The sequence below is a fragment of the Streptococcus thoraltensis DSM 12221 genome, assembly GCF_000380145.1.
In the GTDB taxonomy this organism is placed as follows: Bacteria; Bacillota; Bacilli; order Lactobacillales; family Streptococcaceae; genus Streptococcus; species Streptococcus thoraltensis.
The window spans coordinates 14,969-36,566 of record NZ_KB904591.1; the positions used below are offsets into that span (position 1 = coordinate 14,969).

The window sequence follows — 21,598 nt, forward strand, 5'->3', positions numbered from 1 at the left end:
ATTTCCGTCACTCATTTAGTTAAAAAGTGTACACTAAAACAACAGTAAGTGTCTAGAGTTTTGATAAGGTGTTACAATGCTAGGGCATAGACGACTTTAATGATTTTGGGTTGAAGTATAATCGTAGAGTTTGTTATGCGTTATGAGGTAATACATTGTCCTGATGAAGCGATGTATAGGGGCAATCGTATGCAGCTTAGTTGAAGTCGTTTGCGATTGTCTTTTTCGTTTCTCGTAAAAGTTAGCGATATGACACGGCTTAGTGTGGCTGGCTGCAGCGATATTGTGAATGCAGAAGCTATTTCAGTCAAATAAGCATCTGGATGAGTTTTAAGATAGTTCTTTAATTTATCTCTATCAACTTTTCTTGGCTTAGTTCCTTTAACTTGGTGATTAAGATCGCCTGTTTTTTCTTTTAGTTTTAGCCATTGATAAATGGTGTTGCGTGAGATTTGGAAAACAGCAGATGCTTNAGAAATANTGCCAGTTTTGTCACAGTATGCGAGAACTTTTTTACGAAAATCTAGTGAATATGCCATAAAAACATGATATCACAAATGTACTGTTTTTATTTCATTTTGCTATAGTGCGATTTTAACTGTTTTTGTAGCCAAAGTGCATTATTATAGCTATTACTTATCATCGTCTTTGTGTTTCAAGACTTAGATATTGTGCCAAAACATATCGAAGAATCGATGCTGATGTTTAATCAAGTGATTAGGAGTGGTCTTACTCATGCTCTACTTGCTGGTATCAGACTTTTCATGATCGACTTATCGTTATGAGCACATGCCGTGACTTGGCAGTTTATTATTTTGAGTTTGACATCAGTTATTTAAATGATGCTTGTTTCATAAATTATTAGGCAAGTAATTTATGACAAGGGCTACTAGCATTGGATGATAGACAATTCTATGGGTGAATCGGGAATAACGTTGTTTTCTTAGTAACTGATCGTGTGGAAATGATTGCCTTTGCACGATGGAAAATTGTCTGCGTGGAGTTATTGTTTTAATCCTTGGAGGACTCATGCTTACCCTCTTAAGTTAGTGAAAAATTAGACAACACGAAATCTTTCTAATCGTTGATATAATTGAGTTTGTAAGTGATTTCATTCACGTGAAATAATTTAAAAAGTTGAGCTAAATTAGCTTAATTTTTTACATATTTTTGCTATTATGGAGTAGTGAAAGTTTTCTTGTGATTTATGATGTAATGACTGTAAAAATGAACGATGGATGAAATGATTGGTTGATGTCTGCTATAAAATTTTCGAAATCTTGTTTATTTTTATCGTCTTCATTAGTTAATATCACAATGAAGCTTATCAAGAAAATTTTTTATAGAAAGTGAAGCTTTAATGCACGCATTATTAGAAATTGTTATTATTTTAGTCGCTAGCTTGTTAGCAGGAGCGGTTTCATCACGTTTGAATATTCCTGCAGTTGTTGGTCAATTATTGATCGGTATTGTGATTGGACCACCTATTTTAGGCTTGGTTCACAATGGTGAAATTCTCCATTTTTTATCCGAACTTGGAGTTATCCTTCTTATGTTTATGGCTGGATTAGAAGCTGATTTTAGCTTGTTGAAAAAGTATCTTAAGCCTAGTTTGTTAGTGGCTATCACAGGAGTAGTCGTCCCCTTAGTCGTCTTTTATTTCCTAACACAGGCTATGCATTTTAAGGTTAGTCAATCTGTTTTCTATGGGTTAGTATTTGCAGCAACAAGCATCTCAATTACCGTTGAAGTTCTTCAAGAGTATGATAAGGTATCGACAGATATTGGTGCCATCATCATCGGTGCAGCAGTTGCAGATGACATTATTGCTGTTTTATTGCTTAGTTTCTTCGTATCATCACAAGGGTCAACTGAGAATATCAGTATTCAGTTGATTGAACAATTACTCTTCTTTGTCTTTTTATGGTTAGCCATCAAAATCCTCATCCCTTGGTTGGTAAGGCGTTTGGAAGTCCTTGCTTCTAAGAATCTCATGTTTTATGTCGCTTTGATTCTTTGTTTTTCACTTTCTTGGTTGGCTGATCAGGTGGGAATGAGTTCTATTATTGGTTCATTCTTTGCAGGTTTGGCAATTGGTCAGACAAAACAAGGTCATAATGTTATGAAACGCGTCACTTCGTTCGGTTACAGTTTTTTCATCCCTATTTTCTTTGCTTCTATTGCCTTTCCATTGCGCTTTACGGGATTGTTGGAGCACCTGTCAATGATCATATCCTTTACAATTTTAGTTGTTTTAACGAAATTAATCCCAGGTTATTTAGTAGGTCGTGGCTTTAAGTTTCCTAAAATGGAATCAATAACAATCGGTGGCGGTATGGTCAGTCGAGGTGAGATGGCTCTGATTATTATTGGTGTGGGTCAAGCTGCTCATATTATTGGAAATAGAGTTTATTCAGAGTTAGTCATCATTACAATCGCATCTACAGTTATTGCACCATTCATTTTGAAATATTTCTTTAAAGGCTCTAAGGGCCCTCAAAAAGGTTTGAACTCAACGGATGGCTATTAGATGCTTATTTAAAAATCCCTATCACTACAAAGTGACAGGGATTTTTGAATGGGCTGCTTAATCGTAGGGAATAACGAATTGAGACTGCTCAAGGTCAATAGTTAATTGGTAATTCGAATTATCACGAATAGTGTGTTCAAAATCTGTTGTGTATAAAATGACATGCAGTTTGGCACCGGCCTTGACGCTGTAGATACTTGGTTGAAGTTTCAAAGAAAAGGTCATCCATTGATCGGGGGTGATGTCTTCAACTGTAAGTAAGTCATTGCGGTTTTGAAGATTGATATGCCCTTTGGTAATGACACGTGATTTAGCTTCTTTAAAAGGCAATTCTCTTAAAGCCTCCATCTGGAAGAAGCGACCATTATCCACACTGTTCCCCTTGGGGACGGGAATAGCTTGGAGGTATTTTTGGGTCTCAACTTCAAGGACTTGAGCTGAAAGAAGACCTCTGTCAATGCTTGATTTAAGTCTCAGATTAAGTTTGATGGAGCCATTGATACGTAGAGATTTTGGAAGTTCTAAATCAATAGTTACTGCATTTGCCTTGTCGTTAAATAAATCCGTTTTAAAGCTATTAAAATCTTTTCCATAACGGGTAAAGTCCTCTTCGTTGTAATGGTTGTCAATGACTTTCAGACCAGAACCTAGTTCAATGCTTTCATAGCGGTCACTGCCAAATGACTCAAGGTCTTGCCAAGTTTGAGGAGTTGTATTATCTTGCCAAACAACAGTTGGTAGTTCAAAGTTGCTTTGTTGTCCTAAAATAAGCTGACTCAAGAGAGCGTTCATACTTTCTCTAAAGTCAATGGATTGCCAAGCATTCATGTAAACGTGAGCGCCATGGTGGAGAAAGAGGTGTTTAGAAACAGTTTCGGGCAGGGCGTTAAAGATATTGTAGACGTTGATTGGCTTGACGTTCCAGTCTTGAGTACCATGGGTAAAGACCATGTGCGCCTTAACCTTATCAGCATGTATTAGGTAGTTACGATCATGCCAAAATTGATTATAATCGCCGGTTTCACGGGAAATAGCTGCGCTTTGTTTCTTGAGCAGCTCTTGATACTTAGTATTTTGACGCAGGTAATCTCCAGCAGAGAGATTTCGTGAATAGGTGAATTCAGTCAAGGTATCTAAATCTTCACCAGGGTATCCACCAGGGCTGGTAACAAGACCATTTTCGCGGTAATAGTTGTACCATGATGAGATACCAGCTTCAGCAATGACCACTTCAAGTCCATCAACGCCCGTTGTTGCCAGGGCATTTGACATGGTTCCCAGATAGGAAAGACCAGTTGTAGCCACCTTGCCAGTCGCCCAAGTGGCTTTGATACTGCGCTTACGATCATGACTTGTAAAGGCTCGAGCACGACCATTTAGCCAATCAATAACAGCTTTATAGGCTTGAACTTGCTGATAATCACCTGTTGTCATAAAGCCGTCAGATTGGATTGTACCGATACCTGATACGTAAACGTTGGCAAAACCACGTGCAAGCATGTAGTCGTTGAGCGTATAACTATTTGGATAAAGAAAAGCTTCTTCTGTTTCTTGAACATCATCAGCCATGCTGTTTGATGTTAAAACAGTAATGTCTCTGGTTTCAACAGAAATCTTATTAGCTTCTTTTTTGAGTAATTGCCCTTCCATTTTATGGGTTCTTTTATCGCTAGCTGGCTCATTAACGCCTTGATGGTAAGGGCTCGCGGTCATCATGGTAGGTAATTTCAGATGGGTTTTTGGTCTGATAATAGAGACTTTGACGAGATCAATGTGCCCATCTTTATCGGTGTCAACACCAGACTCTACATAAACGACCTCACGAATAAGGTCAGTAGTATTAAAGGTTGCTAGACTTTTTCCGTTAAAGTATGTGTATTCATTAGTAACTGGAATCAAGTTTTTAGCTACCAGACTATCAATTAGGGTATTGCCAGATTTAGTACGAGTAGCTAATAAATGATGAAGTGGTAGGACGCTGTCGTCGAATCCTACGGGAAAGGCAATTTCCTTAATAAATGATGAAGTATCTGTAAAATCAACATTAGGAACAAATCCTAACAGTTGAAGGACGATAGTATAGAAATGGGCTTGTGATAATGTCTTATCTGACTGAAAGAAAGACAATAAATCAGAATTGACATCTGCACTCATCAGCGCAAGACCATAATCTGTATTCTTGAATTGTAAGGATAAGATTTTACGAATAAACTGTTCTAGATTGGTTTTTAAAGAGGCCTCTAAAGAAATATTGAACCCGAGAGCTGTCAGTTCTATCAGTGCTTGTTCTGAAGTTGTTGGGATATAGCTGTATTGATTGTATTTCATAAAGAGCCTCCATAAGTAAACGTTTTAATTTTGAGATTAGCTTTACTTTCTCTATTATACTTGATAAAATGGACAATGTCGAAAAAGAACTAATTCACTAATTTGAAAGGATCATCAAAACATGGATGTTACATGGACTGTAAAGTATATTACAGAATTTCTTGGAACAGCTTTTCTTATCATTCTTGGTAATGGTGCTGTTGCAAATGTTGAACTTAAAGGAACAAAAGGTCATGCGAGTGGTTGGCTAACCATTGCAATTGGTTATGGTATGGGGGTTATGATTCCTGCCCTTATGTTTGGAAATGTTTCTGGTAACCATATTAATCCAGCCTTTACACTTGGGTTAGCTGTTTCAGGTTACTTCCCATGGGCTCAGGTAGCGCCTTACATCCTTGCACAAGTTCTTGGAGCTATTGCAGGGCAAGCAGTAGTTGTAGCAGCTTACCGTCCATACTACTTAGCAACAGAAAATGCAGGTCATATTTTAGGCTCATTCTCAACGATTTCATCTTTAGATACTGAGGTTGTTGATACTCGTAAAGGCGCTCAAATCAATGGTTTTGTCAATGAGTTCTTTGGTTCATTTGTCCTTTTCCTAGGTGCAATGGCAATGACCAAAAACTTCTTTGGAGCTGAAGCTATCCAATTTATATCAAAGCAAGGTGTAGATATAGCAGCTCTTAATGCAGGACAAAAATTACAAGGGGGCTTAATCGCTTCTACTTCAGCAGGTGCAGCAGTAGCTCACATGGCACTTGGTTTCCTTGTTATGGCACTTGTCGCTAGTCTTGGTGGTCCTACTGGTCCAGGTCTTAACCCAGCGCGTGACTTCGGTCCACGTTTATTACACCATTTCTTACCAAAATCAGTTCTTGGTGAGCACAAAGGAAGTTCAAGATGGTGGTATGCTTGGGTCCCTGTTGTTGCTCCAATCCTTGCAAGTATCGCAGCAGTAGCACTTTTCAAACTACTTTACGCATAAAATCATAGTCACATAAATTAACTTTCAGATAAGGAAGGCAAGACGTGGACAGTACTTGATTTTCATTGAGTATGAGTACGACAAGTCGAAAGTGACCATGTATCAAAGTTAATTCAAACGACTATACAAAAATAAAAATCCTTGAAAATATGATTTCAGGGATTTTTTTAAACTCTATGATATAAAGTTTAGCTAAAAAGTGAAAAAAGTTGGGACGGTCATTCTTGATTGCCAAGCAACCAGAGATGACCGCCCCATTTTCTCTTGTTTAGTGATGTCTAGCTTGTTTGTCTTTTAGTTGAGGTTTCAAGGATGAGCGAATGAGCATGCTTCCTGTAAAGAGTACAATAATGACGACCAGCACTTTCAAGCTATTGAGGTTGAGGTTTGACAAGAAAGCAACTGCGATTAGCACACCAACAATTCCTCCTAAAACCATGCCTGCGTAGCCATTCCAACTGATACGATCATTTTTCACAAACTGTGTTGTTGATGCGGTCATAATCATAGCAGCATCAAGCATCATCACAGGCATTGCAACCGCAGGACTTAGTCCCATGAGTGAAAAGAAAATGAGTTCAGGAGCGTAGTTACCAAGTCCCATAGTCATCAATACCCCGATGATTAGGTTAAAGATAATACCGACGGCTAGCCAAATACCTTCTAAGCCATGAGCACTTTCGACAATATCAGCACCAGGGTTGGACCACATGCGGTAAATGCTGATTAAGGCAGCGATGATAAGCAAGGTTCCTAGTATTCCTTGGACAGTTGGGGTATGCCAGTTTTTAGTGATCTTAGTACCAAAAAGGGCACCTATAAATGAAGCACCGGCCATGCTGACAAGAGTGAGGGGTTCAACGTTAACAACCAAGATAAAGCAGAGGGATTGAATTAAGACAGGAATCACATGAACAGCATTCATGGTACCTGGTAACTGACTGTCGTCGTCAATCATTTTAGTCGCTTTGAATAGGGTTGTTGTCGTGGCAAATGATCCAATACCAAGTGTATCTAACAGGTCGGTCGTCAAGCCAATACCAAAACCAGTCCAAAAACGCTTGAAGGGGTCAATGTTATTTTTTTTGATATAAAAAATAAGATAACTTGCAATGGTAATAATTGCTATTACCAAAAAAAATTGTATGAGATGTAAGATAATATTATCAGCCATTCTACCAGTTTACTGAAAAAACGCTGAAATGTAAATATCTCTCATTAAAATCTCCTAACTTACATATAATTTCTTGTCAAAAAAGACATTTTCGCATACAATAGGTAGGAATAAGGAGGACGCTATGTCATTATTTACAGATATTACCTTCAGATCACCGGTTATAAGGGTTGAAGAACGGGATTTAAATTTAGAATTCTTACAAAAAAATCTCGGCATGAAGCTAGTAAGCGAAGAAAATGCCTTGGCTTTTTTATCTGGTTATGCATCCAAAGAAATCCGTTTCATTATAGAAGAATCTCCAACCTATCGTACAAGAGCAGTTGAAGGTACCAAGAAGTTAAATTGCTTAGTCATCAAAGCAAAAGCTACTGAAATTGCACAACTTTTAGCTCGTGGTGCTGAGGCTCGTTACATCTTTAAAGGTAAGGAAGGATATGCTTTTGAAACGGTATCTCCACAGGGAGATGCCATTTTAATTCATGCTGAAAATGCCATTGAAGACCTAGAACAAGTGACATCTTTTGAAGTAGATCTTAATCCAGAATTTAAGGGCTTATCAGATTTCCATGTTGAAGAGGTTGTTTTGAACGTACCGGATATCAGTACCAGTCAGGCCTTCTACCAAGAGGCTTTTGAAGGGAAATTACCGCTTCATTTGACTTTCGAGACTGCAGAAGGACCAGACTTGACAATTGAACCTCAGATTACCTGGGACATCGAATTCTTTGATTTTCGAGTACCAGAAGAGTATGACTTGGTTGCTTTGTATGAATATCTAGATGCTAAGGATTTAGCACCCTATATTGATAAGAAAGCTCGAGTTGTTGTCGTTTCTGATCCAAGTAATATTGAGATTTGGTTCAGCAAATAAACCTCTATGAAAAAAATCCTAGAAAAAGTCAATCAACAGATTGCTGAAAATCTTTATCATGGCGCAAGCTTAGCTATTTTCAAGGAAGGTCATTGGCAGGAGTATTATTTAGGGACGATTGATGGGGAAAATCCTGTCAAGCCAGATTTAGTTTATGATTTGGCTAGTGTTTCTAAAGTTGTGGGTGTTGCCACTGTGGCTGCTTTCTTAGTTGATCAAGGTAAGCTTGATATAGATAAAACCTTATCATTTTATTACTCAGATTTTAAAAATGATGGTGTGACGGTTCGTCAGCTTTTAACACATACTTCTGGCATTGATCCTTTTATCCCTAATCGTGATCAGCTAAATTCTGCTGAACTAAAGGCAGCTATTAATCAGATTAGCGTGACGGATAAGAAGGACTTCTTATATACTGATATAAACTTCTTACTTTTAGGTTTCATGTTAGAAGAGGTGAGTGGCTTATCTTTAAATCAACTTTTTAAGCAAGAAATTTTCAATCCTTGGCAAATGACTCAGACGAATTTTGGTCCAAATAGTCAAGCAGTTCCAACAGTTAAGGGGATTTCAGATGGATTCGTCCACGACCCGAAAGCTAAAGTTTTAAAAGAACACGCAGGTTCTGCAGGCTTGTTTTCAACAGTTAAGGATTTAGAAACATTTTTAGAGCATTATTTACAAGATGATTTTGCCAAAGATTTGTGGGAAAATCTCAGCCCATCGCCTGAAAAAAGACGTGCCTTAGGCTGGAATCTAGATGGGGATTGGATCGACCATACGGGTTACACGGGCTCCTTTATCATGGCTAATCGCAAAGCTCAACAAGCCATCATCTTTTTGACGAATCGGACTTATGAGAAAGATAATCGTCCAGAGTGGATTGCTAAGCGAAAGGAACTAATGGCTGTCATGGTTGATGTCTTAAATCTAGTCAACTAAGACGTTTAATATTCTTCGAAAATCAAAAGTAGACTAGGCGATACCGATGTAAATAGAACTGAAGTTCATCATATCAAGTCAACGAGGTTTGCTTTTGATCTTCATTGAGGATAAGAATAAGAGTTTATCAAAAGTCAGTTTTCATTAAACTGGCTTTTTTGTATCTTCTAAAAGCAAAAAACCTTACCCACAGGTAAGGTTTTGAGGAATTAAGCTTGGATAGCATCATCCATTGAAAGAACTTCGTGGAAGACACGTTGTGTCAATTCAGTTTTTTGTTCTGGTGTGAGGTATTTAGTATTTACGCAGTATCCAGAGATACGAACGATAACGTCTTCACCAGCCATGATTTTTTCGTAAACGTCGTTGAGGTCCATAACGTTCAAGTTAACGTGTTGACCACCGTTTTCAAAGTAACCATCAAGAACTGTTACCAAGTTTGACACTTGTTCGTCGAATGATTTACCAAGAGCACGTGGTGATACTTGAGTTGTCAATGAGATACCATCAGCAGCGTATGAGAAGTCAAGGCTTGCAAGTGAGTTAAGGTTTTGCAACCATCCACCATTCGCTTTATTTGATGGGTTAGCACCTGGTGAGAAGAATTCAACTTTAGATGTGTTAACTGTACCATCTTCGTTGAGATATACTCCACGGTGAACCGGTGAGTTACCTGTTTGTTTAGAGTAGGCAACGTTTGAAGTGATTGTAAGAAGTGACACAGTTGCTTCTGCATCTTTGTAGAGCTTGTGGCTACGGAGACGATTTGTGTAAGCTTCAATCAACCATTCAGCCAATTCGTTTGAACGAGGATCGTCTTCACCCCAGCGTGGGAATTCTCCGATAGTTTCGTAGTCGTAGATGTATCCATCTTCGTCACGGATTGGTTTAACAGTAGCGTATTTGATAGCTGATAATGTGTCAACAGTGTTGGCAAATCCGCAGATACCAAATCCCATGTTAGCACGTTGGTGACTTGGCAAGAATGCCATTTGAACAGCTTCATAGTTGTATTTATCAGTCATGTAGTGAATGATGTTAAGCGCATCTACGTAAGTATCTGTCAACCAGTCAAGTGATTTCTCAAAGTTAGCTTTAACAGTATCAAAATCAAGGACATCATCAGTCACAGGGTCAATATCGAAGACTTTATAGTCTTTATGAACGTCATCGTATCCACCATTAAGACCTGTAAGAAGGGCTTTAAGGACGTTAACACGAGCACCGAAGTATTGGATGTTGTGGCGTTGCTCTTCGTTTTCTGGGTCAAGTGGTGATACACAACATGAGATACATGACATTTCACCGTAACCATCTTTAGCCATTGTTGTTACACCTTCGTATTGGATTGAAGAGTGCTTGTGGCTCATTGCCATACAGTAGCGACGGAATGAGTATGGTAATTTGTCTGTCCAAAGAACAGTCAAGTTTGGCTCTGGTGAGTTACCAATGTTATCAAGTGTGTTCAAGAAACGGTAGTCCATTTTTGTAACACGGTGACGACCGTCGTTACCCATACCAGCCATTGATGTTGTGATAAAGGTTGGGTCACCTGAGTAAAGAGCATCGTAAGCTTTTGTACGACCGAATTTTACAGTACGTAGTTTAAGAACGAAATCATCAACGAATTCTTGGATTTCTGACTCTGTAAATGTTCCACGAGCAAGGTCACGTTCTGCAAAAATATCAAGAACGATTGGCACACGTCCAAGAGATGTAGCAGCACCGTTGATAACACGGCAGACAGCCATAAAGGCGATGTTAACCCATTGGATAGCTTCTTTAACGTTTTCAGCGGGACGACGAACATCAACACCGTAAAGGTCACCAAGTTTAACAACTTCACCAAGCGCTTGGTATTGAAGGTTAATTTCTTCGCGAAGACGGATTGATTCTTCATCGATTTCTGTGATTGCGTTCCAATCGTTAACTTTTTCTTGCATCAAGAAGTCAGCACCGTAAACAGCTAGACGCGCGTAAACCCCGATGATACGTCCACGTGAGTAAGCATCTGGAAGACCAGTAACTGTGTGGGCGTGACGAGCACGGCGGATATTTGATGTGTAAGCACGGAAGATACCATCGTTAACTGTTGTTACATATTTAGTGAAGATTTCATGCACAGCAGGATCTGGCTCATAGCCATTTTCTTTAAGAGTAGTTTCCGCCATACGGATACCACCTTTTGGCATGAAATTAAGTTTAAAGAGCTCATCATTTTGGATACCGAAGATTACTTCATTTTCTTTATCGATGAAGCCCGCAGGAATATCAGCGATTGAAGTTGGACGTGTGTCCATTGGGAAACGAGTTGCTTCGTATTCTGCTTTAGTGTCCTCAATGATTTTTTTGATGTGGAGTGAACGTTCAGTTGCACCAGCTAGGAAACTTTCATCACCATCATAGGGTGTGTAGTTAGCTTGTACAAATCGAGCGACACTTGCTTTTTCTTTCCAATCAGTTCCTTTAAAGCCTTCCCAAGCTTTTTCGAAAACGTCTGTATTTGTTTTGACAGTTGCCATAAGAATTTCTCCTTCAAATCTAGTAACAGACCATCTGTTACACTTTACACAAATTATTATATCAATCCGAAAACGATTTCACAAGCAAATTGCTTGACTTTATAACTTTTCTTTTATAATACAGTTGAGAACTGATGGCTATAACTGTATTATAAAACGCTCGTTTAATAAGTTCTTGCCCCTCAGCTGATGGAGCTTAAAGATGTTGACTGTCATTAGTTTAGGAATGAGAGCTGAGCATTTCCATAAAAAATAAGGTATAATAAAAACCATCAACCGTATTAGAAAGCAATCATGATGCCCAAAATTTTTTTGAAAAAATATCAGTTATACGCAATTGCTATTGGTCTTAGTCTTTTAGCCATTGCGGCAGTTTTATATAGTTTTGGCATCTTTGTGTCGTCTGTTAGTTTAGAAAATTATTTTAGTAATTGGTCGTTTTTCAGTGGATTACTGGGGAGCTTGGTTATCTTTGGGGTTAGCTTCCTGCGTCCCGTTGCCCTTTGGAACACTGTTTCACAATACGCTGGGAAGTACTTGCTCATGCTAAATCCTGTTTTAATGATTTTAGGGACTAGTCTTTATCTTATATCAATTGCTCTGGGAGGTCTGTCAAGTTTTTGGGGAATAGGACTAATTCTTTTAGGTGCAGGTAAGACTGTTTTAGATGTTTTTAGAACGCCCTAATTCCTCCTATGCTTTTATAGTCAAATGAAGTAACTTTCAGAACAAGCAGTTGAGATGCGGACAGTACTTGATACTCTTCGAAAATCAAAAGTAGACCCTGTTGACTTGATGTGATGAACTGCAGTTCTATCTGCTATCTGTGTCGTCTAGTCTGATTTGGATTTTCATTGAGTATGAGGACGCCAAGTCGAAAGTGATCATGTATCAAAGTTGATTCAAAAGACTATAAATGCACTGTGGCTTTAGTTTTGTTTGTAGATTTGATAGGCTTGAGAGAGTTGCTGTATATAAAGGTTAGTTAGATATTTCCTCTTAGGTCGCGAAGAAAGAGATGTAGTTACAAGGCAGTTCAAGATAGTCGAATGTGGTTTTTATGGTAAAGGGGGAGCCTATGCTTATATTTCCACTTGTCAATGATACCAGTCGCAAAATCATCCATATTGACATGGATGCTTTTTTTGCTGCGGTGGAAGTGCGTGACAATCCTGATTTGAAGGGCAAACCAGTTGTAATCGCTAAAGATCCGAGAGAAACGGGTGGTCGCGGTGTGGTAGCAACGTGTTCTTACGAGGCTAGAGCGTTTGGGATCCATTCGGCGATGAGTTCAAAAGAAGCTTACGAACGATGTCCACAAGCCATCTTTATTTCTGGGAATCATGCAAAATATCGAGAAATTGGTAACCAAATCCGCGATATTTTTAAACGTTATACTGACTTGGTGGAACCAATGTCGATTGATGAGGCCTATTTAGATGTAACGGCTAATAAGCTCAATCTCAAGTCAGCTGTTAAGGTTGCTAAGCTCATTCAACATGATATTTGGAATGAGTTGCACCTAACGTGTTCAGCAGGTGTTTCTTATAATAAATTTTTAGCAAAATTAGCCTCTGATTTTCAGAAACCAGCAGGCTTAACGCTGATTTTACCAGAAGACGCTCAGGCTTTTTTAGAAACATTGCCGATTGAGAAATTTCACGGTGTGGGGAAAAAAACAGTGGCAAAATTACACGACTTGAATGTTAAGACGGGTAAGGACTTACTGGCTTTGTCTGAAATGACTTTAATTGATCATTTTGGGCGTTTCGGATATGATCTATATCGCAAGGCAAGGGGAATCTCTAACGCCACAGTCAAGCCAAATCGCATTCGCAAGTCGATAGGGAGTGAGCGTACTTACGGAAAACTTCTCTATAATGAGGAAGACATCAAAGCAGAGCTATCCAAAAATGCTCAACGCGTCGCTGAGACACTGATTAAAAATGAAAAGTTGGGGAAAACTGTTGTTATCAAGGTTCGCTATGCTGATTTTACAACCTTAACCAAGCGACACACCTTAGCAGAAGCTAGCCAGTCTTTCGAAGTGATTGAACAAGAAGCGCATCGTATCTATGATGAACTGGAAAACCAACCTTCTGGGGTTAGACTTTTGGGCGTGACTGTGACAGGCTTATTGGATGGTATGAGTGTTGAAGCATCTTTATTTTAAAACAAAGGACTAATCGCTGCTATGACACAGATTGAAGAAAAAGTCTATTTTGGACATCTTTCTCCAATCTTTTTTCTTTGTAGGCAAAAACAAAAAAACTCTCAAAAACGCTGACATAACAGCGTTTCTAAAAGTTTAATTATTCTCCGTCTCCCTGTGAGGTGTTCCGAAATATCAAGGTTTCAAGGGTTTGTTTACGTTCTGAAAGTCTATTTTCAAGTTTTCTTTGGGAAATAAAATCTCTCAGAAAGGTTACTATAGTCAAATGAATTAACTTTCAGAACAAGGAACGGAAAAAGACGCGGACAGTACTTGAATATGGCAAGTCGAAAGTGACCATGTAGCAAAGTTAGTTCAAAAGATTATAATACTCATTGAGAACCAAATTCAAACCTTTTTGACTTTATGTTCGAAGAACTTCAGTTCTATCTGCTATCTGTGTCGCTTTGTCTGATTTTGATTTTCAATGTGTATAAATCAACGTTTCTAAGAGTTTGTTTTAGTTTCAATTAGGTCTTATAGTTATGTTGTGTCGTTTAGAGGAGTTTTTACATTTCTTGAGAGACTGTTGTGACTAGCTTTTAACTTTTGTCTTAAAAAATTGCTTGAGGTCTTCCTCGGTAATTCCAATCATGGGGTCAATGCTTAGTATATTATCAGCTGTTAAACGATAATTTTCCACCTTATCCATAGGTTTATTAACAAGCTTATCCACAGCCTGTTGATAAGTTGTGGATTTATCTGGAAAATCAGTGTTATCAAGGGATTTGGTGGTTTTTTGAAAGGCATCAGATGTCAGGTTGTCCGCATTGTTTTGGGTTGTTTGTTTCCTATCTGTGGATAACTTGTGCACAGTTTGATTTGAGATATTTTCGTTTTGGAAACGTTGAACCAACCAAGTTTGGCGGACAGCACCTTCTGTATGGACGGCTTTATCAAAGGCGGCTACTTCACCTAAGAGGATGAGTTTACTTTTTGAGCGAGTGATGGCTGTGTAAACCAGATTACGTTGTAGCATGCGTCCACTCTGGCGTGTGATAGGAAGGATAACAACTTGGAACTCGCTTCCTTGCGATTTATGGATAGACATGGCGTAGGCTAGCGTGATTTTTCCCCACTCGTTACGAGGATAGACTACTTCATTGCCATCGAATTGGATAGTGATTTCATCTTGCTTGCTATCAGTGTATTTGGCGGGAAGTAAATCCGTAATATAGCCGATGTCTCCATTAAAGACATTGTTTTCAGCATCATTGACTAGGTGTAAAACCTTGTCATTTTGTCTAAAATATTGGTCATTAAAGGCAAATTCTAAACCATCGTTAAGTGGATTTAGGAGGTTTTGGATCAGATTATTGAGGTTGTTGATGCCAGCATCTCCCTTGTACATGGGGGCAAGAATCTGGATTTCTTGAGGATCTATCCCGCTTTTGACTGCTGAGGAGACGATTTTAGTCACCATTTGAGGAATATGAACAGCTGGCGCTTCAAAGTAGGAGCGGTCAGCTTTTTTCTCGGTGAAATCACTTGGTAGTTGCCCTTGGCGCATCTGACTTGCCAGAGTGACGATAGTTGAATCTTCAGTTTGGCGGAAAATTTTCTCTAGACGAACTTGAGGCAATTCTTGAACCTTTAATAAATCAGCCAGAACTTGTCCAGGTCCAACAGATGGTAGTTGGTCGCTATCTCCTACGATAATAAGCTGACTTCGTGTAGAAATGGCACTTAAGAGCTGGTTAGCCAACCAGGTATCTACCATGGAAAATTCATCCACAATGATTAAATCAGCATCCAGATAATCATCTAAAGCTTGGTAGTCATCGTTATCCCCAGTCAAGCCTAAGTGTCTGTGGATAGTGGCAGAAGGTAGTCCTGTTAATTCATTCATTCGACGAGCAGCTCGACCAGTAGGAGCAGCTAAAAGAATGGGAGGTTCGTTTTTGTGGGTATCAATCTTATGAAGTTGTCCATAAGCTTCAATAATCCCATTGATAACTGTAGTTTTACCTGTACCAGGACCTCCAGTTAAGATAAAGACGCGATTAGTTAGGGCTTTAGCGATAGCTTCTTTTTGAATGTCATCGTAGGTTAATTTTAATTTTTCTTGAACACGCTCTATTTCCTCAGCGATAGTTTCCTGTGGAAAACTAAGCTTTTCATCATTTTTTAATAGCCGTGTGAGGTTTTTGTGGATACCTTCTTCAGCATAATAAAGGGTGTTGTCGAAAACCTTAGTTCCAATAGTTTGGATTTTATCTTCTTCAATCAAATGGGTCAATTCAGCAGCAACTAGACTTGGTTCTAATTCGATTTGGCGGCTAGATTCCAGCAGGTAAAGGGTCATCTCGAGAAGTTCACGAGCTTCAGTATAAGTGTTTCCAGTTTGGATAGACCTTTCTGTTAGGGTGTGGATAATTCCTGCCCGATAACGTTGTGCTGCATCAGCGGCGATGCCCAATTGTTCTGCTAGTTGGTCGGCAGTTTTGAAGCCAATTCCTTGTATGTCCTCTACTAACTGATAAGGATTTTCCTCAACAATGGCAATACTCTGGTCCTGATACTGATTAAAGACTTGGAGGGCAAGTTTAGAAGTTAGGCCGTACTTGGCTAGTTTGGTCAGCACTTGTTCGTATCCATAATTGAGCTTAAGTTTGGCGACAAAGCTCTCACGATTAACCTTGGATAATCCTGCAATATTATCCAGTTGACTGGGATCTTCTAAAATCTTATCAATGGGCTCTTGACCATAGATTTCGACGATTTTTTCTGCTGTTTTGCGACCAATACCTTTGAAATGCTCACTAGAAAAGTATTTGATGAGTCCTGAAGCGGTCGGCTTAGCTCTTTCATAGCGGTCTGCTTTAAGTTGCTGACCATATTTTGGGTGCTGAACAAGTTCTCCCCAAAAGGTATAAGTTTCACCTTCTATGACATCACCGATAGTTCCCGTGATGATAATTTCAAAATCGTCAAAATCACTATTGGTATCATCAATTTCGAGTAGTAAAATCTTAAAAAAATTGCTGGCATTTTCAAAGATAATACGGTCGATTGTGCCAGAAAAATAGCTTGTCATATCATTTCCTTTGCATTTAGTAGGAAAAGAGGCTGGAACGAAAGTCCTGCCTCTTAGTTGTTTATTTCAATGTGCCAATTTCAGTAACAGGCCAGTAACGGAATTTGACTTCTCCGACAATTGTATCTTTCTTGAAGCTTCCAACAGATCGGCTATCTTTGGATACAATACGGTCATCACCTAGGAGGTAATATTGGTCTTTAGGCACTTTAACGCTAAAGGTTGTCTTACCAGAATTATCTTGAGTGAAAGCGTCACTTGCTTGCGCTAAAGATTGGAAGTAGGGATTGTAAGAGTATGTTTTTTGAAGTTTATCTTTTTGGTAACGTTTCTTGTAGTCTGTGAGATAGGCTTCCTTTGTTTCCTTGTCGTTAACATAGAGTTTATCATTTTTATAGGTGATGGTGTCACCCGGCATACCAACGACACGCTTAACAATTTGTTTTCTAGTCCCATTTTCTACTTCGTCGGCAACAACAATGTCGAAACGATCGATTTTTGCTGTTTTAACGACCAGTAATTTTTCACGGTCGGCTAGAGTTGGATCCATTGAGTGTCCGTCAACGGTAACAGTGAACCAGACCAACCAACGGGTCAAGAAAAAGACAGTTAGAAATAGGATAAATACTCCCCATTCTTTAATAAAACGTTTCATGATAAATCCTTTATTTTTTGAGTAATGCTTGTGCTTTTTGGGTGTTAGCAAAGTGTAATTTAGCGGTGTAGGCTAGGCTTTCCATTCCATAGGCAGCTAGTAGCTTACTTGCCACCTTATCGGACTTGGCAGAAGCGCCACTTGGTAATTGAAAACCGACATCCTCGCCTAAGGTTTTGAGGTTTTCCAGAAACATCGCCCTCGCAATAATTGATGAGACAGCAACAGCCAGATATTTACCCTCAGCTTTTTCCTCCAAGGTGATAGCCTGTGTGACTTGATTGTTCTCTTTGGAAACGTACTTCTGGTAATTACTTGGCGAAGTGAAGGCATCGATCACAATTTTATCGGCTTGAACCCCTTTTTGAAGGAGAAGGAAAATAGCCTGATTATGCAAGGCGACCTTGACTGAAACGGCATTGTGTTTCAAGCCTTTTCCGACCACCTGATTGTATTTTTGGGGTGATAATAGCAGAGCTTGATGGGGAATTTTTTCCTCTAAAAGAGGAGCAATGGCTTGTATTTTTTGATCAGTCATTTGTTTCGAATCATCGACACCGAGTGATTTTAGGAAGTCGTGATCTTCGGGTCTGACAAAACTAGCTACCACAGCAAGGCCTCCGAAATAAGAACCATTTCCAACTTCATCAGTTCCAATCATTGGTAGATTTTGCCTTGACTCAATGGACTTTGCAGGGGAGCTGTGTTTAGTTTGAGTTGCTTCTAATTTGAGATAATTTGCCAAATCCCACGCACCATTGCCTTGAATCACAACTTTGCCTGAAGTATAGGCTAAAAATGTTGCATTCATATGCTTAGCAGCAAAGGCAACGTAGGGATTGTTGTTGCTAGTTTGATAGACAGTTAACTGCTCGGAGAGATTTTGGATAGTTGTCTTGGGTAGTTGGAAAACCAAAGTATTCATAGCCATTATTTTACCATATCACCTCTAAAAAAGGGCAAAAGAAAAGAAGATTTTTCAATCTTCTTAAGGGTTATATCCTTAGTCAATGTGTTTTGTTTGGCTCTTATTTAACCAACCGTAGGCGATACCGATGAAGAGTCCACCACCAATCCAGTTACCAAAGAATACCACAACCCATTGGCGGATGATATTAAGTAAATCAAAGCCTTTAATATGTTCAACAGGGCTAAAACCAGCCAACATGAATGAGGCGAAGTTTGCAATCAAGTGTTCGTTTGAGATGAGAACGAACATAAAGATGGCTGATACAGCGACGAAGAACTTAGCTGATTCTTCTTTTAGAAGCATGTAACCTAGAATGGCAATGTTAACAAACATGTTGGCAGTGATACCTTCGATAAATGCCATCCAGTTATCTTTAGCTAGTTTTGTTTGAACAGTTTTGATAACGAAGGATTGTTCTGTTAGATGACTAAATGCGTAGGATTGGTTAAAGAGCCAAGCTAAGATAAGGGCACCAACCAAGTTGAAAATGGTGCAGTAAAGAAGGATAGTGACAACTTTTTTCCAGCTGATAACCTTATAGTAGGCGCCAGTTGTTAGATACATCATATTTGAAGTGGCTAGCTCGCCATTAAAGATAAGGACGTAGACCAAACCAATAGCAAAAATAAAAGTAAAAACAAACTTAGCAAGAGCTGGAAATTGACTTGAAATGGTGTCAGCACCAATAATACCGACAGCTGTAGACATGGTTAAGAAAGCACCGGCAAACATGGAACGAAGAGCGTAACGACCGAGACTTTCACTGAATAGTGCTTCTTTTTTTGCGCAAGCAGCAAAGATTTTATCTTGAAATTGTGACATGAATGTTTTCCTTTTTATTGTGATTAATATTACAAAGATTTATAGCCCAAAGAAAACGGGAAGGTAACCCTCCCGTTTTTAAGGGATTCTTAGCTTTCAGATGCTCCAGAAGTAGCATCGGCTTCTGCGGCTGCAGGAGCATCATTGTGCCCACCGGCATCAGAAGCCCCAGAAGTAGCATCGGCAGCAGGAGCGGCATGACCAGCAGGAGCCTTACCACCAGCCAGGTGCTGTCCAGTCGTTTGGAGGTACCAATCTAACCATGGTTTAAAGTTAAAGATGATTTCGTTGATACCAGCGTAAGAACCATCTGGATAGTACATCGCTTGATAGTTATGAGTGTTGATGATTTCAGGGGGAGTACCTGGGACAATAGTACGAACGTATTCTTCGTTACCGTTACGAAGGCTCCCAACAACCCACTCAACATTCTTCATGCGTGCAGGAGGAAGTGTGTCATGAACGGTTGCTAAACGGTTTCCGACTTGTTCGCGAACACGTTTACCGAGCATGGTTGATGCTTCTTGATGTTGGTTATTGTAATACAAGAATTGGTTATTATCATCAGCGTATGTCAATTCAAATGGCATAGCGTTAAGGAACATGTTTAACTGATCGACTGTCAAAAGCCCGTTATCCAATTTTACATAAGTGTCGCCCTCAACCGCATTGACTTGAGCAGCTGCTTTGTCCAACCAATCTGGATCATCAGGATCAATACCTTGAATGGTTGTTTTGATTGGTTTTGTAGCATACAAATCTTCAGGTGCAATTGGTTTTGGTTTTTGCAATTGTTTAACAACTCCTACGTATTTGATGAAATTATCCAAGCAAGAACCTAAGAAATCGATAGTTCCTTGATTAATAAGGTCACCATTGTCATCGAAGGCTTCTTTAGCTTTACCAAGTAAGAATTCGTTACCCGGAAGGGTATAAGCATTAACACCTGGTGCGTCAAGGATTTTACGCAAGTGAACTTGCGCGCGTGATGTTCCTTGATCATAGTATGAAGCACCAACAATCATAACAGGTTTGTCTTCAAATGGGTGACGGTCACCAAATGATAACCACTCTAAAGTGCTTTTGAGGGCAGGAGTGATGGTATGGTTGTGTTCTGGAGTAGCGATGATAACACCATCAGCGCGTGTGATTTTATTATAAAGGTAACGAAGTGCAAAGTTTTCAGACTGATCTTCGTCTTGGTTAAACATTGGCACGTCTTTGATTTCAAGAACTTCAAGTTCAAATTTTACTTTAAAGTGACGTTGGATGAACTGCAAAAGCATACGGTTGTATGATTGGTCTGCATTCGATCCGACAATACCTACAAATTTCATAGTGTTCTCCTCCCGCTTAGCTTAGGTTTTCCCAGTCAAAATTTTCAGCTTCTTTTTGCAATAATGATTTGGCACTTGAAAGTTTTCCGGTAATTTTAACAAACAAACGGAAATCATCGAAGATGGCATCCAATTTTTGGATGGTTTCCAAATCAAAGAGATTACCTTCAGCGTCAAAAGCTTGCAATGAGTGTGAAAGAAGGAATTCATCTGGAAGGACGTTTGCTTTCAACTCAGGGGCGTTAAGGATTTGACGAAGTTGCAATTGAGCGCGCGATGAACCAAGTGTTCCATAGGAAGCACCAGTAATCATAACAGGCTTGTTGAGAAGTGGGAAGATACCGTATGACAACCAAGCTAAAGCGTTCATAAGGACAGCTGGGATTGAGTGGTCGTATTCTGGTGTACCAATAATAACACCATCAGCTTCTTCGATTTTGGCTGCAATTTCTAAAACACTTTCAGGAAGTTTTTTGTCTGCAGGTTTATTGAAAGTTGGTAGATGTTTGATTTCAACTAATTCAATCTCTGCCTTATTGGCAAAATGCTTTTCAATGTACTGCAAAAGCTTGCGGTTGGTTGATTTAGAGGAATTAGTCCCCACCAGTCCAATAAGTTTCATAGGATTCTCCTTAATTATCTGGTTAAAAATATAAAACAATTCACATTAAAATGATAACGTTTCCGACTAAAAAAGTCAATATTGCTTCATAAAATTACAGTTCTTGTCAATAGTTATGCTTGTGTAATATCGAACAAATCGTTTAATAAAAGTTAAGAAGTTTTGGTACAATATAAGATATGAAAAAACTATTTTATTTGATTGTGGGTTGTCTCAGTTTGGTGACAGGTATTGCTGGGATCGTCCTTCCTATCGTACCGACAACTCCTTTGTTATTGCTGGCAGGGTTTTGTTTTGCTCGCAGTTCTAAAAAATTTGAAGTTTGGCTTCGAAATAGTAAGATTTATGACTTTTATGTTGCTGACTATGCAGAAACAAAAAGTATTCCTAGAGAACGCAAGAAAAAGATGATTTGGCAAATCTACCTTCTTATGGGAATTTCCATCTTCTTAGCTCCCTTCTGGTTTATTAAGCTAGGGCTTTTTATTGGTACGGCTATTGGTACCTACGTTTTGTTTCAAGTGGTACCAGATAAATAATTTTGCTAGAAGGCAAGTCGTGTTGCGATTCGCCTTTTTGTCTTTTTGC

At 39.1% G+C, this 21,598-nt stretch carries 16 protein-coding genes and 2 pseudogenes; 7 read left to right on the forward strand and 11 right to left on the reverse strand.

What is annotated here, in order from left to right; all coding sequences use genetic code 11:
• Positions 1 to 96 precede the first annotated feature (96 nt).
• Together A3IA_RS12940 and A3IA_RS12945 are read right to left on the reverse strand one after the other, a co-directional pair.
• Positions 97 to 294: pseudogene (locus A3IA_RS12940) on the reverse strand (IS110 family transposase); the annotation flags it as partial.
• Positions 288 to 539 (reverse strand): annotated as a pseudogene (locus A3IA_RS12945) (IS630 transposase-related protein); the annotation flags it as partial. The pseudogenes A3IA_RS12945 and A3IA_RS12940, both read right to left, overlap by 7 nt.
• Positions 540 to 1,360: 821 nt before the next feature.
• On the opposite strand from A3IA_RS12945, the gene A3IA_RS0103820 reads away from it, so the two are divergent.
• The gene (locus tag A3IA_RS0103820) at positions 1,361 to 2,530 is read left to right on the forward strand and encodes a cation:proton antiporter (RefSeq protein WP_018380026.1); all 1,170 of its coding nucleotides are present in this window, start codon (positions 1,361 to 1,363) and stop codon (positions 2,528 to 2,530) included.
• 57 nt (positions 2,531 to 2,587) lie between these two features.
• Here A3IA_RS0103820 and A3IA_RS0103825 read toward each other — a convergent pair whose 3' ends face one another.
• On the reverse strand, positions 2,588 to 4,858 hold the full coding sequence (locus A3IA_RS0103825; RefSeq protein ID WP_018380027.1) for a Xaa-Pro dipeptidyl-peptidase: 2,271 nt from the start codon (positions 4,856 to 4,858) through the stop codon (positions 2,588 to 2,590).
• 121 nt (positions 4,859 to 4,979) lie between these two features.
• Between A3IA_RS0103825 and gla the strand changes: the two genes are divergently transcribed.
• A complete protein-coding gene (gene gla, locus A3IA_RS0103830; protein WP_018380028.1) occupies positions 4,980 to 5,843 on the forward strand; it encodes an aquaglyceroporin Gla in 864 nt (287 codons plus the stop codon).
• Between the two features lie 268 nt (positions 5,844 to 6,111).
• Here the strand turns inward: gla and A3IA_RS0103835 are convergent, their stop codons facing one another.
• Positions 6,112 to 7,017 carry a sulfite exporter TauE/SafE family protein gene (locus A3IA_RS0103835; RefSeq protein ID WP_018380029.1) on the reverse strand — a complete coding sequence of 302 codons (906 nt, stop codon included), beginning with the start codon at positions 7,015 to 7,017 and terminating at the stop codon, positions 6,112 to 6,114.
• A 124-nt stretch (positions 7,018 to 7,141) separates the two neighbouring features.
• Between A3IA_RS0103835 and A3IA_RS0103840 the strand changes: the two genes are divergently transcribed.
• On the forward strand, positions 7,142 to 7,891 hold the full coding sequence (locus A3IA_RS0103840) for a CppA family protein (protein WP_018380030.1): 750 nt from the start codon (positions 7,142 to 7,144) through the stop codon (positions 7,889 to 7,891).
• A gap of 6 nt (positions 7,892 to 7,897) precedes the next feature.
• Positions 7,898 to 8,833, forward strand: coding sequence for a serine hydrolase domain-containing protein (locus A3IA_RS0103845; protein ID WP_018380031.1), 936 nt, complete (start codon positions 7,898 to 7,900; stop codon positions 8,831 to 8,833).
• A gap of 209 nt (positions 8,834 to 9,042) precedes the next feature.
• On the opposite strand, the gene pflB is transcribed toward A3IA_RS0103845, so the two are convergent.
• A complete protein-coding gene (pflB, locus tag A3IA_RS0103850) occupies positions 9,043 to 11,355 on the reverse strand; it encodes a formate C-acetyltransferase (RefSeq protein ID WP_018380032.1) in 2,313 nt (770 codons plus the stop codon).
• A gap of 294 nt (positions 11,356 to 11,649) precedes the next feature.
• Here pflB and A3IA_RS0103855 point away from each other — a divergent pair, with 294 nt between their 5' ends.
• Positions 11,650 to 12,042, forward strand: a complete 393-nt coding sequence (locus A3IA_RS0103855) for a hypothetical protein (RefSeq protein ID WP_018380033.1) — start codon at positions 11,650 to 11,652, stop codon at positions 12,040 to 12,042.
• Between the two features lie 391 nt (positions 12,043 to 12,433).
• Positions 12,434 to 13,528 carry a DNA polymerase IV gene (gene dinB, locus A3IA_RS0103860; protein ID WP_018380034.1) on the forward strand — a complete coding sequence of 365 codons (1,095 nt, stop codon included), beginning with the start codon at positions 12,434 to 12,436 and terminating at the stop codon, positions 13,526 to 13,528.
• 574 nt (positions 13,529 to 14,102) lie between these two features.
• On the opposite strand, the gene recD2 is transcribed toward dinB, so the two are convergent.
• From recD2 to A3IA_RS0103890, 6 genes are all read right to left on the reverse strand, one after another.
• Positions 14,103 to 16,604 (reverse strand): SF1B family DNA helicase RecD2, encoded by a 2,502-nt coding sequence (recD2, locus tag A3IA_RS0103865; RefSeq protein WP_018380035.1) that lies wholly within the window; start codon positions 16,602 to 16,604, stop codon positions 14,103 to 14,105.
• A 61-nt stretch (positions 16,605 to 16,665) separates the two neighbouring features.
• Complete coding sequence (gene lepB, locus A3IA_RS0103870) at positions 16,666 to 17,259, reverse strand: signal peptidase I (protein WP_018380036.1); 594 nt, start codon at positions 17,257 to 17,259, stop codon at positions 16,666 to 16,668.
• 10 nt (positions 17,260 to 17,269) lie between these two features.
• Positions 17,270 to 18,184 carry a ribonuclease HIII gene (gene rnhC / locus A3IA_RS0103875; protein ID WP_026217542.1) on the reverse strand — a complete coding sequence of 305 codons (915 nt, stop codon included), beginning with the start codon at positions 18,182 to 18,184 and terminating at the stop codon, positions 17,270 to 17,272.
• A 78-nt stretch (positions 18,185 to 18,262) separates the two neighbouring features.
• On the reverse strand, positions 18,263 to 19,051 hold the full coding sequence (locus tag A3IA_RS0103880; protein ID WP_018380038.1) for a formate/nitrite transporter family protein: 789 nt from the start codon (positions 19,049 to 19,051) through the stop codon (positions 18,263 to 18,265).
• A gap of 89 nt (positions 19,052 to 19,140) precedes the next feature.
• Complete coding sequence (locus tag A3IA_RS0103885) at positions 19,141 to 20,388, reverse strand: NAD(P)H-dependent oxidoreductase (protein WP_018380039.1); 1,248 nt, start codon at positions 20,386 to 20,388, stop codon at positions 19,141 to 19,143.
• Positions 20,389 to 20,404: 16 nt separating this feature from the next.
• Positions 20,405 to 21,010 carry an NADPH-dependent FMN reductase gene (locus A3IA_RS0103890; protein ID WP_018380040.1) on the reverse strand — a complete coding sequence of 202 codons (606 nt, stop codon included), beginning with the start codon at positions 21,008 to 21,010 and terminating at the stop codon, positions 20,405 to 20,407.
• A gap of 179 nt (positions 21,011 to 21,189) precedes the next feature.
• Here A3IA_RS0103890 and A3IA_RS0103895 point away from each other — a divergent pair, with 179 nt between their 5' ends.
• Positions 21,190 to 21,549 carry a YbaN family protein gene (locus A3IA_RS0103895; RefSeq protein ID WP_018380041.1) on the forward strand — a complete coding sequence of 120 codons (360 nt, stop codon included), beginning with the start codon at positions 21,190 to 21,192 and terminating at the stop codon, positions 21,547 to 21,549.
• Positions 21,550 to 21,598: the final 49 nt, after the last annotated feature.